Origin of the sequence: Mesorhizobium sp. B2-5-13, assembly GCF_006440535.1 — a bacterium.
GTDB classification, from domain to species: Bacteria; Pseudomonadota; Alphaproteobacteria; order Rhizobiales; family Rhizobiaceae; genus Mesorhizobium; species Mesorhizobium salmacidum.
Genome location: NZ_VFUI01000010.1, coordinates 141,107 through 155,390 on the forward strand (window position 1 = coordinate 141,107; position 14,284 = coordinate 155,390).

The 14,284-nt window shown below is 64.7% G+C and carries 14 protein-coding genes; 13 read left to right on the forward strand and 1 reads right to left on the reverse strand.

Going from position 1 to position 14,284, the window contains the following annotated elements; genetic code table 11:
- Positions 1 to 3 precede the first annotated feature (3 nt).
- From proB to FJ434_RS18365, 4 genes are all read left to right on the forward strand, one after another.
- Entirely contained in the window at positions 4 to 1,230 is a 1,227-nt protein-coding gene (gene proB / locus FJ434_RS18345; RefSeq protein WP_140713147.1) for a glutamate 5-kinase, read from the forward strand.
- 3 nt (positions 1,231 to 1,233) lie between these two features.
- Positions 1,234 to 2,520 carry a glutamate-5-semialdehyde dehydrogenase gene (locus FJ434_RS18350; protein WP_140509957.1) on the forward strand — a complete coding sequence of 429 codons (1,287 nt, stop codon included), beginning with the start codon at positions 1,234 to 1,236 and terminating at the stop codon, positions 2,518 to 2,520.
- 328 nt (positions 2,521 to 2,848) lie between these two features.
- Positions 2,849 to 3,436 (forward strand): nicotinate-nucleotide adenylyltransferase, encoded by a 588-nt coding sequence (locus FJ434_RS18360; RefSeq protein ID WP_140510005.1) that lies wholly within the window; start codon positions 2,849 to 2,851, stop codon positions 3,434 to 3,436.
- A 71-nt stretch (positions 3,437 to 3,507) separates the two neighbouring features.
- Positions 3,508 to 4,806, forward strand: coding sequence for an MFS transporter (locus FJ434_RS18365; RefSeq protein ID WP_140750438.1), 1,299 nt, complete (start codon positions 3,508 to 3,510; stop codon positions 4,804 to 4,806).
- On the opposite strand, the gene FJ434_RS18370 is transcribed toward FJ434_RS18365, so the two are convergent.
- Entirely contained in the window at positions 4,807 to 5,658 is an 852-nt protein-coding gene (locus FJ434_RS18370; RefSeq protein ID WP_027141726.1) for a mechanosensitive ion channel domain-containing protein, read from the reverse strand.
- Between the two features lie 242 nt (positions 5,659 to 5,900).
- Between FJ434_RS18370 and rsfS the strand changes: the two genes are divergently transcribed.
- From rsfS to FJ434_RS18415, 9 genes are all read left to right on the forward strand, one after another.
- Positions 5,901 to 6,278, forward strand: coding sequence for a ribosome silencing factor (rsfS, locus tag FJ434_RS18375; protein WP_015315198.1), 378 nt, complete (start codon positions 5,901 to 5,903; stop codon positions 6,276 to 6,278).
- A gap of 81 nt (positions 6,279 to 6,359) precedes the next feature.
- Entirely contained in the window at positions 6,360 to 6,842 is a 483-nt protein-coding gene (gene rlmH, locus FJ434_RS18380) for a 23S rRNA (pseudouridine(1915)-N(3))-methyltransferase RlmH (protein WP_140509951.1), read from the forward strand.
- A gap of 155 nt (positions 6,843 to 6,997) precedes the next feature.
- Positions 6,998 to 8,335, forward strand: a complete 1,338-nt coding sequence (locus FJ434_RS18385) for a murein hydrolase activator EnvC (RefSeq protein WP_140750436.1) — start codon at positions 6,998 to 7,000, stop codon at positions 8,333 to 8,335.
- Position 8,336: 1 nt separating this feature from the next.
- Positions 8,337 to 9,668, forward strand: coding sequence for a S41 family peptidase (locus FJ434_RS18390; protein ID WP_027141729.1), 1,332 nt, complete (start codon positions 8,337 to 8,339; stop codon positions 9,666 to 9,668).
- A 177-nt stretch (positions 9,669 to 9,845) separates the two neighbouring features.
- Positions 9,846 to 11,027 (forward strand): divergent polysaccharide deacetylase family protein, encoded by a 1,182-nt coding sequence (locus FJ434_RS18395; RefSeq protein ID WP_140510003.1) that lies wholly within the window; start codon positions 9,846 to 9,848, stop codon positions 11,025 to 11,027.
- Positions 11,028 to 11,181: 154 nt separating this feature from the next.
- Positions 11,182 to 11,697, forward strand: a complete 516-nt coding sequence (locus tag FJ434_RS18400) for an RNA pyrophosphohydrolase (RefSeq protein WP_140509947.1) — start codon at positions 11,182 to 11,184, stop codon at positions 11,695 to 11,697.
- 92 nt (positions 11,698 to 11,789) lie between these two features.
- On the forward strand, positions 11,790 to 12,929 hold the full coding sequence (alr, locus tag FJ434_RS18405) for an alanine racemase (protein WP_140750434.1): 1,140 nt from the start codon (positions 11,790 to 11,792) through the stop codon (positions 12,927 to 12,929).
- Positions 12,930 to 13,204: 275 nt separating this feature from the next.
- Positions 13,205 to 13,624, forward strand: coding sequence for a nucleoside diphosphate kinase regulator (rnk, locus tag FJ434_RS18410; RefSeq protein ID WP_140750432.1), 420 nt, complete (start codon positions 13,205 to 13,207; stop codon positions 13,622 to 13,624).
- 14 nt (positions 13,625 to 13,638) lie between these two features.
- Entirely contained in the window at positions 13,639 to 14,184 is a 546-nt protein-coding gene (locus FJ434_RS18415; RefSeq protein ID WP_140750430.1) for a GreA/GreB family elongation factor, read from the forward strand.
- The last annotated feature ends 100 nt before the right edge of the window (positions 14,185 to 14,284 follow it).

The following is a 14,284-nucleotide window of genomic DNA, read 5'->3' on the forward strand; positions in this document are numbered from 1 at the left end:
ACCATGCAGTCGCTCAGGAAATACCGGCGCATCACCGTCAAGATCGGCTCCGCGCTGCTCGTCGACCGGGCGAGCGGCCTGAAGCGCGACTGGCTCGACTCGCTCGCCGACGATATCGCCGCGCTTGCCAATGGCGGTGCCGAGATCCTGGTCGTGTCGTCGGGCGCCATCGCGCTTGGCCGCACCATACTTGGCCTCGGCAAGCGTGCCTTGAAGCTCGAGGAAAGCCAGGCGGCGGCCGCCGTCGGCCAGATCGCGCTGGCCGGCGCCTGGTCGGACGCACTCGGCAAGGGTAGCCTGAAGTCGGGTCAAATCCTTTTGACGCTCGGCGACACCGAGGAGCGCCGCCGCTACCTTAACGCACGCGCGACGATCTCGACGCTGCTCAAGATGAAGGCGGTGCCGGTCATCAACGAGAACGACACGGTGGCGACCTCCGAAATCCGCTATGGCGACAATGACCGGCTGGCCGCGCGCGTGGCGACGATGATGGGCGCGGACCTCCTGGTGCTGCTGTCCGACATTGACGGGCTCTACACCGCGCCGCCGGCCCGCGACCCGCAAGCCAAGTTCATCCCGGTGGTCGACCGCATCACGCCTGATATCGAGGCGATGGCGGGAGCCGCCGCGTCCGAGCTGTCGCGCGGCGGCATGCGCACGAAACTCGATGCCGGCAAGATCGCCACCGCCGCCGGCACCGCGATGATCATCACCTCGGGCACTAGGCTGTCGCCGCTGATGGCGATCGAACGCGGCGAGCGCGCCACCTTCTTCAAGCCGAGCACCAATCCTGTCAAAGGCTACAAGACCTGGATCGCCGGCCAGCTCGAGCCGGCCGGGCGGCTGACGGTCGATGCCGGCGCCATCGGCGCGCTCATTTCGGGAAAATCGCTGCTGCCGGCCGGCGTCAAACTGGTCAGCGGCAATTTCTCGCGCGGCGACACGGTGGCGATCCTGTCGCCCGAGGGCCGCGAGATCGCGCGCGGGCTGGTTGCCTATGATGCCGCCGATGCCGTAAGGATCGCAGGCCTGAAGACGGTCGAGATCGAGACGGTGCTCGGTTACGAGGCGCGTTCGGCGATGATCCACCGCGACGATCTTGTGGTGAGTCATTCCAGTGACCAAGTACGGGCCAGTGACCAAGTACGGGCCAGTGACCAAGTACGGGCCAGTGACCAAGTACAGGCCAGTGACCAAGTGCGGGCTGAAGGCGACATAAGCGGAGGATGAGCCATGCTGAAGCTGCATGAAAAATCCGGGGACGACACCGTGGCGCTGATGGCCGACATCGGCCGCCGCGCCCGCGCTGCCGCCCGACCGCTGGCCATCGCCACCACCGCCGCCAAGAACGCCGCGCTTGCCGCCATGGCCGAGGCAATCGTCGCCCGGGAACGGGACATTCTCGATGCCAATGCCATCGACGTCCTGAACGGCGAGCAATCGGGATTGTCCGCCTCCTTCATGGACCGGCTGAAGCTCGATCCGGCGCGCATCCGCGCCATGGCGGACGGCATTCGCGAAATTGCCGGGCTCAAGGATCCGATTGGCGATATCATCGCCGCGTGGGAGCGGCCGAACGGCTTGCATATCGAGCGCGTGCGTACGCCGCTTGGTGTCGTCGGCGTCATCTATGAAAGCCGGCCGAACGTGACTGCCGATGCCGGTGCGCTTTGCCTCAAGGCCAGCAATCCGGTGATTTTGCGCGGCGGTTCGGATTCGCTCAATTCCTCCTCGGCGATCCATGCCTGCATGGTCGAGGGACTGAAGGCGGCCGGGCTGCCCGAGGATGCTATCCAGCTGGTGCCGACCACGGACCGCGCCGCGGTCGGCGAAATGCTGAAGGGGCTTGGCGGCGATCTCGACGTCATCATTCCGCGCGGCGGCAAAAGCCTTGTCGGGCGGGTGCAGAGCGAAGCGCGGGTGCCGGTCTTTGCCCATCTCGAAGGGATCTGCCATCTCTATATCGACCGCTCCGCCGAGCTCGACATGGCGGTGCGGATCGCGGTCAACGCCAAGATGCGGCGCACCGGTGTCTGCGGTGCCGCCGAAACGCTGCTGGTCGACCGCGCCATCGCCACCACCCATCTGGTGCCGATTCTCGACGCGCTGCGCGCCGCCGGCTGTGAAATTCATGCCGATGCCGAGGTGTTGAAAGTCTTCTCCGACGCCAGGCCGGCGACCGATTCCGACTGGGTGACGGAATATCTCGACGCCATTATCGCGGTGAAGCTGGTCGACGACATCGGCGGTGCGATCGATCATATCGAGACATTCTCCTCGCACCACACCGAGGCGATCGTCGCCGAGGACGCCAAGGCGGTCGAACGGTTCTTCAACGAGATCGATTCGGCAATCCTGCTGCACAACGCCTCGACGCAGTTCGCCGATGGCGGCGAGTTCGGCATGGGCGCCGAGATCGGCATCGCCACCGGCAAGATGCATGCGCGCGGACCGGTCGGCGTGGAGCAGCTGACCTCGTTCAAATACCGCGTTCGCGGATCAGGACAGGTGAGGCCTTGATGTCTTTCGCCCACCAGGCCTGAAACTTTGCGCCCAGGCAACCCCCTCCGTCCTGCCGGATCCGGCCCTTCGCTGTCGCTCCGGGCGTTCGTTATTCGGAAAGCCAGGCAATTGGCTTTCCGTCCGCTTCGCGGACCACTCCTCCCCCTCAGGGGGGGAGATCGGCTGACATTTCCGGTGCCGCTGATTGTGGGCGTTGCAAGATCTGCGCCTGCGCTGAAACTGCTGATCTCCCCCCTTGCGGGGGAGATGCCCGGCAGGGCAGAGGGGGGCGCCTAGCACCATGCTTTCGTCCCCTCAGCCCACGGTCTCTTCCCACTACCTCAAGATGCCGCACGCCGAAAAAGGCCTCGCCGTCGGCCTGTTCGGCGGCTCGTTCAACCCGCCGCATGCCGGCCATGCGCTGGTTGCCGAAATCGCTTTGCGGCGCCTGGCGCTCGACCAGCTGTGGTGGATGGTAACCCCGGGCAATCCGTTAAAGAGCGCACGCGAGCTGGCACCGCTGGCCGAGCGGCTGCAACTGTCGGAGAAGATCGCCAGGAACCCGAAGATCAAGGTCACGGCCTTCGAGGCGGCACACAATGTGCGCTACACCGCCGACACGCTGGCTCTGGTCAAGGCGCGCAATCCCGGCGTCGACTTCGTCTGGATCATGGGCGCGGATAGTTTGCGCGATTTCCATCATTGGCAGCGATGGCGCGAGATTGTGCTCACCTTTCCGATCGCAGTCATCGATCGTCCGGGCGCCACGCTGTCGTTCCTGTCGTCGGTGGTTGCCAAGACCTTCGATTACGCCCGCATCGACGAGGGCGACGCGCCGCTGCTCGCCCGCATGAAGGCGCCGGCCTGGACCTTCATCCACGGTCCGCGTTCCTCGTTGTCGTCGACCGCGATCCGGAAAATGACGAAGGGTTGAGCATCTCGTCCATCCGGCCATGTCGTTTTTACAGCGGCGTTCGCCTGACCGATGGGCGATGCTGATCAGCCATGGCGGTCCAAAAGAAAACCCACCCCCAAATCGATCCGACACAGGGCAGTGCACCGACGCCGCTGACCGCGATTGCCAGCGTCATCGTGTCGATGGCGCTGATTGCCATCGGCAACGGGCTGATGTTCGCCTATATCCCCGTCCGGCTCGGCGTGGAGGGGTTCGACCCGGTCTGGGCAGGGCTGATCGTCACCGGCCTGTCGGCCGGCGGCCTTGCCGGCTGTATCCCGACCGGCCCGCTGGTGCGCAGGGTCGGCCACGCACGCGCCTTCATGGTGCTGTCGGCATTGATCGCGCTGTCCAATGTCGCCATCGGCGCCGGACCGCATCCGCTGCTGTGGATCGTGGCGCGTGCGCTCTACGGCTTTGTCATATGCGGGCTGTTCATCGTCGCCCAGAGCTGGCTCAACGACGCGCTGCCGAACGCCATACGCGGCCGGGTGATGGCGGTGTTCTACGTCGCCTACGTTGCCGGCCTTGGCGTCGGCTATGCGACGCTTGCCGTCATCGACATCCACACGGCCGCGGCGCCGTTGATCGGCATCACCTTCACCGCTCTGTCAATCCTGCCTGTCGGCATGACGCGCCTTGCCCAGCCGCCGGCGCCGCAGGCTGCTTCGGTGGCGCTGCGCCAGGCCTGGCGGATTTCGCCGGTCGGGGTCGCTGGCATGCTGGCGGTCGGCGGCCTGTCGATGATCATTTCCGGCTTCGCCCCCATCCATGCCACGGCCAAGGGTTATAGCCAGGCCGACGTGGCGCTGCTGTTGTCGGCAATGCCGGTCGGCACGCTGATCCTGCAGATACCGCTTGGCTGGCTTTCCGACCGCACCGATCGGCGTTACGTGCTTGCCGGCGCCGCGGCGCTCGCGGTCTTCGCCAGCGTGCTGGCCGTAGCCTTCGACGGCGGTGCGCTGGTGGCCCTTTTGGTGATCTACCTGATCTGGGACGGGGCGGCGGAATCGATCTACGCGCTCTCCAGCGCGCATGCCGCCGACCGCGCCAGGAAGGATGAACTGCTTGCCCTGTCGAGCTCGATGCTGTTTGCCTGGTCGCTCGCCGGCTTCATCGTGCCAGGCATCGTCACGGCGCTTTCCGCCGTCTTCGGCACGGCAACCTTCATCTATGTCGGCATCGTCATCGCCTCGGCATTCTGCCTGTTCGTGCTGTGGCGGGTGATCGCGGTGCGGCCTGTTCCGGCGGCCGCCACGTGCAGTTTCGCGCCGATGTCGGCGCAAGCACCGTTGCCGGTGGAACTCGCCTTCGCGCCGGACGAAGAGGCCCGCCGCAGAGGCGGTTGATTACTGCTTGCGGGTCTCGGGCGACGGTGCTTCCGGGGGTGGCAGCGGGATGGAGATGCCTTCACTGTCGAAGGCCTGCTTGGCGCGTTTGGTCATATCGATCTGGGTGGCGAAATAGTCCGCCGCCGCGGTCCAGTAGCGCAAGGTGAGCGAAACGGTCGTATCGCCGAGTGCGCCCACGAAGGCGATCGGCGCCGGTTCGCGGCGGATGCGCTTCTCGGCGCCGGCAATGCCAAGCAATGTCTTCTGCGCGCCGTCTATGTCGTTCCAGGAGCCGATGCTGAGCGTGATGTCGGTGCGACGCACGCCATTACGGGTGAAATTGCGTACCGGTTGGTTCCACAGCGTCGAATTGGGGGCCAGTATATAGACGCCGTCGGCGGTCCTGAGCTTGGTGGCGAAGAGGCCGATTTCCTCGACCGAACCGGCAATGGCGCCGACCTCGACCGATTCGCCGATTCGGAACGGCCGCAGCGCCAGAAGCATGATGCCGGCGGCGATGTTCTGCAGCGTGCCTTGCAGCGCGAGACCGATGGCCAGGCCGATCGCGCCGATCGCGGCGATGATCGATGCGGTCTGCACGCCGAACTGGCCGAGCACCATGATGACGACGAGGATCAGGATGGCGTAGCGAACGATCTTGGAAAAGAAATGCCGCAGCGTCGCGTCGAAACCGTGGATATGGCCGAGGCCAGCCGAGATCGAGCGCTCGGCAAGGTTGGCAACGATGTAGCCGACCACCAGGAGGATGACGGCGCCGATGGCGGAGAAGGAATAGGAAACGATCAGCGTACTCAGCTGCGCGAGGCCGGCCTGGACGGTGAGAAGGGTGTTTTGCGGGTCGATCGGCATGATGGGATTCCGGTTGGTCGGTCAGCCGATAACCGCTGCGGAACGCCTGGGTTCCGATGTTTCTGCGTCTCGCGTGGAACAATATACCAGTCGGCGAGTTCGCGTGAGTTGGGGCTCCGTCTTGAAACTGCAACGGAACTCTGCCTATCTAAGAGGTGTCACCTGCTTCAAGGGGTGATTTGGTTGTTCTTGCTGCGAAAGGAAATACACTGAGAACAGCACTGCGGAAGAAGGCCGATATCATGCCTTCGCCGGCCAGGATCAGCGTAGACGACGCCGTGTCCCGTGCCATCAAGACAGTCCTTGCCAGTCTGGAAGACTCCAAGGCCGAAAATATTGTCTCAATCGACATTCAGGGAAAATCGAGCCTCGGCGACTACATGGTCGTCGCGTCGGGTCGATCGCACCGTCATGTCGCGGCTGTCGCCGATCATCTCCTCAAGGCGCTCAAGGATGCCGGCCTCGGCACTGCGCGCGTCGAGGGATTGTCCGGCGCCGACTGGGTCCTGATCGATTCTGGCGATATCATCGTCCATGTCTTCCGCCCCGAAGTCCGCGAATTCTACAATCTCGAAAAGATGTGGCAGGCGCCGGACCTCGAGGAAGAGACCCTCCACTAGGCCGCCTTGTTGATGCATGCCATGCCGAAAAACCGGCTCCCACCCTTGGGTGACATGCACTAGCGGCTTATAGAGGCGAGGATGAAGATTTCAGTTCATGCCGTGGGCCGAATGAAAGCCGGCCCCGAGCGGGAGTTGGCCGACCGCTATTTCGAGCGCTTCGCCAAGAGCGGACCCGCCGTGGGGCTCGAATTCGCCGGCATCACCGAGATCGCCGAGGGCCGCGCGCAGAGCGCCAGCGAGCGGCAGCGCGACGAAGGCTCGCGCCTGCAGGCGCAGCTGCAGCCAGGCACGGCATTGATCCTGCTCGATGAAAAAGGCAAGAGCCTGTCCTCGCAGGATTTCGCTGGCCGTATCGGACAGTTGCGCGATGGCGGACGCAAGGCGCTGGTGCTCGCCATTGGCGGCGCCGACGGCCACGATCCGCCGCTGCGTGACCAAGCCGAGCTGGTGCTGTCGTTCGGGGCGCTCACCTGGCCGCATCAGCTGGTGCGCGTGATGCTGGGCGAACAACTCTACAGGGTGGCGACGATCCTGTCGGGCCATCCCTATCACAGATCCTGAAAGCCGCCGGGCCGCACTGAATTTAGCCCCAATGCCGCGTAAAATTCATTCTGGGGCTGCCTCTGCTTTGCAGGGCGTTATTGCGACCCCTTGGGCGACAGGCGCTAACATGGTTGATGATTCGTTAACGAAGCCGCGGATAGAATCGATCGCGAATGTCTGAAGGCTGGAAATCGACGACGGGCTCATCGACCGGGAGTTCCTGGCGCGCGTGCGGTATCGCGGCGGCGGCGGTGCTTCTGTCGCTCCATGCGGCGCGGGCCGAAAACACGCTCGACATGGCGCCCGATCCGGACCAGAGCCGCGCGGAATACGAGCAGGTTTCCAAGGAAATAACGCTGTCGTCGGAACGGCTGGCGAAGCTCGCCGCCGATATCGCCACGGTCAAGAAGGACCACGCCTCGATCACCGCCGCGCTGATCCAGTCGGCGATGACCGAACAGAAGCTTGGCCAGGACATCGAGGACATCGGCGCCAAGCTGGAAGGACTGAAGGGCCAGCAACAGAAGATCCGCGCTTCACTGGCGGCGCGGCGCGACGTGCTGGCCGAAGTGCTGGGCGCCCTGCAGCGCATGGGGCTCAATCCGCCGCCGGCGATCCTGGTCAAGCCGGAGGACGCGCTGTCGTCGGTGCGCAGCGCCATCCTGCTCGGCGCCGTGGTGCCGGAATTGCGACAGGAGACCGACAGTCTGCTGGCCGACCTCAAGGAGCAGACCCGGGTGACGGCCTCGATCGAGGCCGAGCGGACGCGGCTGACGGCAGCGGTCGGCGACCAGGCGGCGGAGAAGAAGCGGCTCGGCATGCTGCTGGAGGCCAAGCAGAAGCTCGAGGCCGACACGAAGGCGCAGATGGCGGCCGAACAGCAGCGTTCCGAGCAATTGGCCGCCAAAGCCAGCAGCCTGAAGGATCTGATCGCTTCGCTCGAAGCGCAGGCCGACAAGAACCGCAAGGCCGCGGATGCCGCGAAGGCAGCCGATGCGGCAAAGGCCGAGCCCGGTGGCGACCAGACAGCATCGCTGCCGGTTCCCGAAGGCAACAGGCTGACCGCAGCGACGCCTTTCTCTGCACTGCAGGGACAGATCGCCTTGCCGGTCACCGGCCGCATCAAACGCCGGTTCGGCGCCGACGACGGTAACGGCGCCTTGATGCTTGGGGACATGGTTGCGACACAATCGGGAGCCATCGTTACGGCGCCGGCGGATGGGAATGTGCTTTATGCGGGGCCGTTTCGCTCCTATGGTCAGCTCTTGATCCTCAATGCCGGCGACGGTTATCATGTCGTTCTGGCTGGGATGAGCAGAATCAGCGTCGCGACTGGCCAGTCAGTGCTCGCAGGAGAGCCGGTCGGTGCGATGGGAGAAGCCCGGGTGGCAAGCACCTCGGTTTCGAAGAATGGAAATGCCACGCCGGAACTCTATGTCGAGTTCCGCAAGGATGGAAAACCCGTCGATCCGGCCCCATGGTGGGCGGACCGTTTTTCTGGAAGGACGTGAAATGATGCGGAAACTGTCGCTTCTGATTGCCGGTGCGCTGATGGGCGCCTCCGCCATGAGCCTTGTCTATGGCGCACCCGGCTCGGCGGCGAACGCTGCAGGGTCGGAAACCTACAAGCAACTGGCGATCTTCGGCGACATCTTCGAGCGGGTGCGGGCCCAGTATGTGACCCCGCCCGACGACAAGTCGCTGGTCGAGAACGCCATCAACGGCATGCTTTCCTCGCTAGACCCGCATTCCTCCTACATGAACGCCGAGCAGGCGCAGGACATGCGCGTGCAGACCAAGGGCGAGTTCGGCGGCCTCGGCATCGAGGTCACCATGGAGAACGACCTGGTCAAGGTGATCACGCCGATCGACGACACGCCGGCTGCCAAGGCGGGCGTGCTGGCCGGCGACTATATCGCCAAGATCGACGGCGAGGAGGTTCGCGGCCTGACGCTCAACGACGCGGTCGACAAGATGCGCGGCCTGGTCAACACGCCGATCAAGCTCACCATCCTGCGCCAGGGCGCCGACAAGCCGATCGAGCTGACGGTGGTGCGCGACATCATCAAGGTCAAGGCGGTCAAGTTCCGGGTCGAGAACGACATCGGTTACATGAAGATCACCTCCTTCACCGAAAAGACCTATGACGACCTCGAGAACGCCATCGACACCATCAAGAAGCAGGTGCCGGACGACAAGCTCAAGGGCTATGTGCTCGACCTGCGCCTCAATCCGGGCGGCCTGCTCGACCAGGCGGTGAGCGTGTCGGATGCCTTCCTGAAGCGCGGCGAGATCGTCTCGACGCGCGGCCGCGATCCGAAGGACGTCACCCGCTTCGACGCCAAGCCGAAGCAGACCGACGACATCAACGGCAAGCCGATGATCGTGCTCGTCAATGGCGGCTCGGCCAGCGCTTCGGAGATCGTCGCCGGCGCGCTGCAGGACTTGCGCCGCGTCACGGTGGTCGGCACGCAGTCCTTCGGCAAGGGCTCGGTGCAGACCATCATCCCGCTCGGCGAGAATGGCGCGCTCAGGCTGACGACGGCGCTCTATTACACGCCGTCGGGCAAATCGATCCAGGGCAAGGGCATCACGCCCGACATCAAGGTAGACCAGCCGCTGCCGCCGGAACTGCAGGGCAGGGACCTGACGCGCGGCGAATCCGATCTCAAGGGCCATATCAAGGGTGCCGACGAGAGCAAGACCGGCTCCGGTTCCGCAGCCTATGTGCCGCCGGATCCGAAGAACGACCTGCAGCTCATCTATGCCGAGCAGCTGCTGCGCGGCCAGAAGACCGATCCGTCCTTCCCGCCCAATCCGGAAAAGGCCGTGCTCAACCAGTAAGGTCGGCAACCGGTCTGGCCGGTTGAACGAAGCAATGCGATGCTGCCGGGACCGAAAGGTTCCGGCAGTTTGATTCGGGGGGCAGGACCAGGCCTCCAAGCGGGCGCCAGGATTGATGAATGCGTGCATCTGTTGCCGAAGGAGGTCGTCTTCGGAACCGTGCACCGGGGACAGGGCTTGGCTGATATCGGCAAGGACATCGAACGCCCGCTTGGACAGACTGTCCGGGTGCCGCGTGCCGCCGGCAAGATCAGCGTAGGCGTGATCGCGGCGAGCGCGGTCGTGCTGGCCGTGGTCGGCGTCTCGGCCGCGATCGCGCTCAGGGAAAAGCCGTTTCGAAAACCGCAGGAAGTCGCCGTTTCGACGCCGAAAGTGACTGCGGCGGCCGAGCCGACAGCGTCGTCTCCCGCATTGGCCCCAGCGGCGACGCCAAAAGTGGAGACGCCGGCGAAGACGGGCGGTCCGCAGATCATCCATGTGCAGACGGAAGAAGGTGATGGCCCGCCCAAGGCCGCAATCGTCATTCGCGATCCGTCGACCGTCGGCCAGAACCTCAAGATCGCGCATATTCCCGACAGGGCGCTGATAGAAACCAGTGAAACCGGACCCTTGCCGATGCGCTCCGCCGATGGCCGGCGGCCGTTCGACGTTTATGCGCGGCCATGGTCCGGCACACGCGGCGCACGTGTGGCAATCGTCATCGGCGGCCTCGCGGTTTCACAGACCGGCACCCAGGCGGCCATTGCCAAGCTGCCGGCGGAAGTGACGCTGGCCTTCGCGCCACAGGGCAACAGCATCGGCCGCTGGATGCAGGCAGCGAGGCAGAGCGGCCATGAGATCGTCATGCAGGTGCCGCTCGAACCGTTCGATTATCCCAACGTCAACCCCGGCCGCAACACGCTGACGGTGGCGGCGACCCCCGACGAGAATCTGAAAAACCTGCACTGGGCGCTGTCGCGGACGACGAACTATACCGGCGTCATGAACTATATGGGCGCGCGGTTTTCCTCCGACGCGGCGGCGATGCAGCCGTTCATGGCCGAGCTCGGCAAAAGGGGCCTCGCCTATATCGACGATGGCTCGTCGGCACGCAGCCTGGCGCCAGACGTGGCGCTGAAGGATGGCGTGCCTTTCGTCGCCGGCGACACGGTGATCGACGCGGTGCAGGATCGCGGCGCCATCCTGAAGAAGCTCGACAGTCTCGAAGCGACCGCGCGTGCCAAGGGCACGGCCGTCGGCATCGGCTCGGCTTTCGACCTGACGGTCGACACGGTGTCGTCATGGGTGGCCGAGGCCAAGAAGCGCGGCATCGAGATCGTGCCGATTTCAGCGGTGGCCGTCGATCCACAAAAAGGCTAACAGCCGTCTTGATAATTCCACTCCGGCGGGCATCTGGCGGCGCTTTCTGCGCTTCCGGTGCTCGCGTACTTTAAGTACGCTCCGCTCCGGTTCTCGAAATCACTCGTCACCTGCCTCACCAGAGCGAATTCTCAAAACGGCTGGAACCTCACCTATGGCCAAAAAAGTCGACCGCGAAACGCTGCCCTATCGCCCCTGTGTCGGGTTGATGATCCTCAATGGCGAGGGGCTGGTCTGGGTCGGGCATCGCATTGCCGAACCCGACAGCGAATTCGCCGGTACGACGCAGCTCTGGCAGATGCCGCAAGGCGGCATCGACATGGGCGAGGAGCCGCTGCAGGCGGCGGAACGGGAGCTCTATGAGGAGACCGGCATGCGCAGCGTCTCGATGCTGGCCGAAGCGCCGGACTGGATCAACTACGATCTGCCGGACCACCTCGTCGGCATCGCCTTCAAGGGCAGGTATCGCGGCCAGACGCAAAAATGGTTCGCCTTCCGCTTCCATGGCGATACCAGCGAGATCCAGATCAATCCGCCGCCGGGCGGCCACACCGCTGAATTCGACAAGTGGTCGTGGCGGCCGATGCAGGACCTTCCCGACCTTATCGTGCCGTTCAAGCGTCAGGTCTATGAAGATGTGGTGGCGGCGTTCCGGCATCTGGTTCCCTAGTATGTCGCGCGTCGGCCGTGGTTCGAGGGCCGCTGTTGCCGTGTCGGCCCAGCGGTCCTATTGATATCTTATCCGCTACAAGGAGGGTCGCCATGAACGACGCCCCCACAAGATTGCTGCCCGATGATGGCCCTGCCGTAAGCGAGGCGGCGGCCGGGGCCATTCTCACCATCGATCTCAGTGCGATCCGCGAAAACCACCGGCGGCTGAAGGCAAGGCTGGGCGGCGTGCGCTGCGCCGGCGTGGTCAAGGCCGACGGCTACGGTCTCGGCGCGAGCCAAGTGGCATCGGCGCTGGCGGAAGAAGGCTGCGACGTCTTCTTCGTCGCGCTGCTGGCCGAAGCCATCGCGCTCCGGAAGGCAATCGGGGCCGGACCTGAGATCTACGTGCTGAACGGACTGCCGCCGGGCTCCGAGCCGGAAGCGGTCGCGTCCGATCTCTGCGCGGTCGTCAACAGTGGCGCGCAGTTGAAAGCCTGGCGCGCGGCGGCACATCGCGTTGGCCGAAAACTTCCGGTCGCCATCCAGGTCGACAGCGGCATGTCGCGGCTTGGCATGGCACCAGCCGAAGTCGAGGCGATGGCCGGTGATGCCACCGCGTTTGACGGCATCGACGTCAGATATGTGATGAGCCACCTGGCCTGCGCCGACGAGCCTGACCATCCCGCCAATGAACAGCAGCGGTTAGCCTTTGAGCGGCTGCGCGCCATGCTGCCCGAGGCGCCCGCCTCGCTCGCCAATTCCTCCGGCATCTTTCTTGGGCCGTCCTACCATTATGATCTCGCCCGCCCTGGCGCCGCGCTCTACGGCATCAATCCGACGCCTGCCGAACCCAACCCGATGCTGCCCGTGGTGCGGCTGCAGGCCAAGGTGGCGCAGACGCGCAGCGTCGAACAGGGCACCGGGATCGGCTATGGCCACACCTATCACGCGGAAGGGCCGCTCAGCCTGGCGACGATCTCGTTCGGCTATGCTGATGGCTGGTTGCGGCGATCAGCGTCGGCCGCCTGGTTCGAGGGAGCGCGCCTGCCCTTCCTCGGGCGCGTGTCGATGGATTCGATCATTCTCGACATTTCCGCCCTGCCGCCCGGCAAGCTTCGCGAAGGAGATCTCGTCGAACTGCTCGGCCCTTCGCAAAGCGTCGACGACGCCGCCGGCCATGCCGGCACCATCGGCTATGAAATCCTGGCCAGTCTCGGCACGCGCTTCCACCGGCGCTATGTTGGCGGTTGAGCGGTTTGGCCGCGCTTGACAAGCGGACGCCTGTCGGCAAGGTTCGGCGCATGAGCAACCTCGCTTATATCAGAACCTTGTTCAGGGTCTGCCCGATCGCGGGATCGTAGCCCCGGCGCGGCCGCCTTCCGGCGTTCGTCCGTCCCGGGGCTTCCATACATCCACCCATCGCCATCAAGCCGCACCGCTTTCCGCGGCTGCCGGCTTTCATCAGGCCGCCGTCAGCGCGGCGGCAAGCGCGCATCTGTTCGATGCGCCGATCCATGAGGTTTGTCATGCAACATGCAACGGGACTGCGTCCATCCGCACAGATTCTGATCAGCGACACCGACCATGACAGGTTGACCGGTCTGGCGAGCACCGTGCTCGACCGCGCCCCCGAGACGGCTGAAGAGTTGCTCGCGGAGCTGGACCGGGCGGTGATCACGGAAGCGGGGGCAATGCCGGCCGACGTAGTACGAATGGGATCGACGGTCACGGTTCGCGGCGAAAGCGGTGATATCAAGCACATCACGCTGGTCTATCCAGGCGACGCCGATATTGCCGAAAACCGGATTTCGGTGCTGACGCCGATGGGAACGGCGCTGGTCGGCGCCAGCATCGGGCAGGTGGTGTGCTGGAGCGGTCGAGGCGGCCGCAAACTGTCGGCGACCGTGGAGGCCGTCGATACGCCCTTCTGCGGCGGCGAGCACTGATCGTGGAGGCGGTGATGAAAAACGGAAGCTGCCGCCTGACGACGAAGGATTACGCCGTCCTGGAAGTGATGCTTGAGCGCCGACGGGCCTTCGCGGATCCGATGGTCCGGATGATCGAAGAAAAGCTTTCCAATGCCGGCGTCGTGCCCATCGAGTCGATCGAAGCCGATATCGTGACGCTGAACAGCCGGGTGGTGTTTTGCGTCGATGCCGGTGTGGCCGAGACGCGCACCCTGGTGCAGAGCGAAATACGTGGACCAGTCGGCTCCAGCCTGTCGGTGGCAACCAGGCGCGGGCTGTGCATGCTTGGCATGGCGCAAGGCCAGACGGCTTCGCTCGAGCACCCCGACGGCAGGCGCGAATCGATCCGGATCAAGGCGGTGCTCTATCAGCCGGAAGCCGCGCGGCGGGCAGCCCGGGAAAGAGCCGCCGCTGGCGGACCGCGGCCGCACGGACTGACCCTCGTCTACAGCGCCGACATTTCTATCCGGCCTCTTGGCGGGATGGCAGGAATGCGGCAGACAGAGAGAGATGACGATCCCGGGCCGTCGGCGGCGTGAAAGCCAGGCGCAAGGTCGGGAAGATCGGCATCGATTTTCGCCGGCGATCGTGCGCGAATCGCAGGTGCGGCCGTGTTCATCGGCATGAAGGACATGGCGT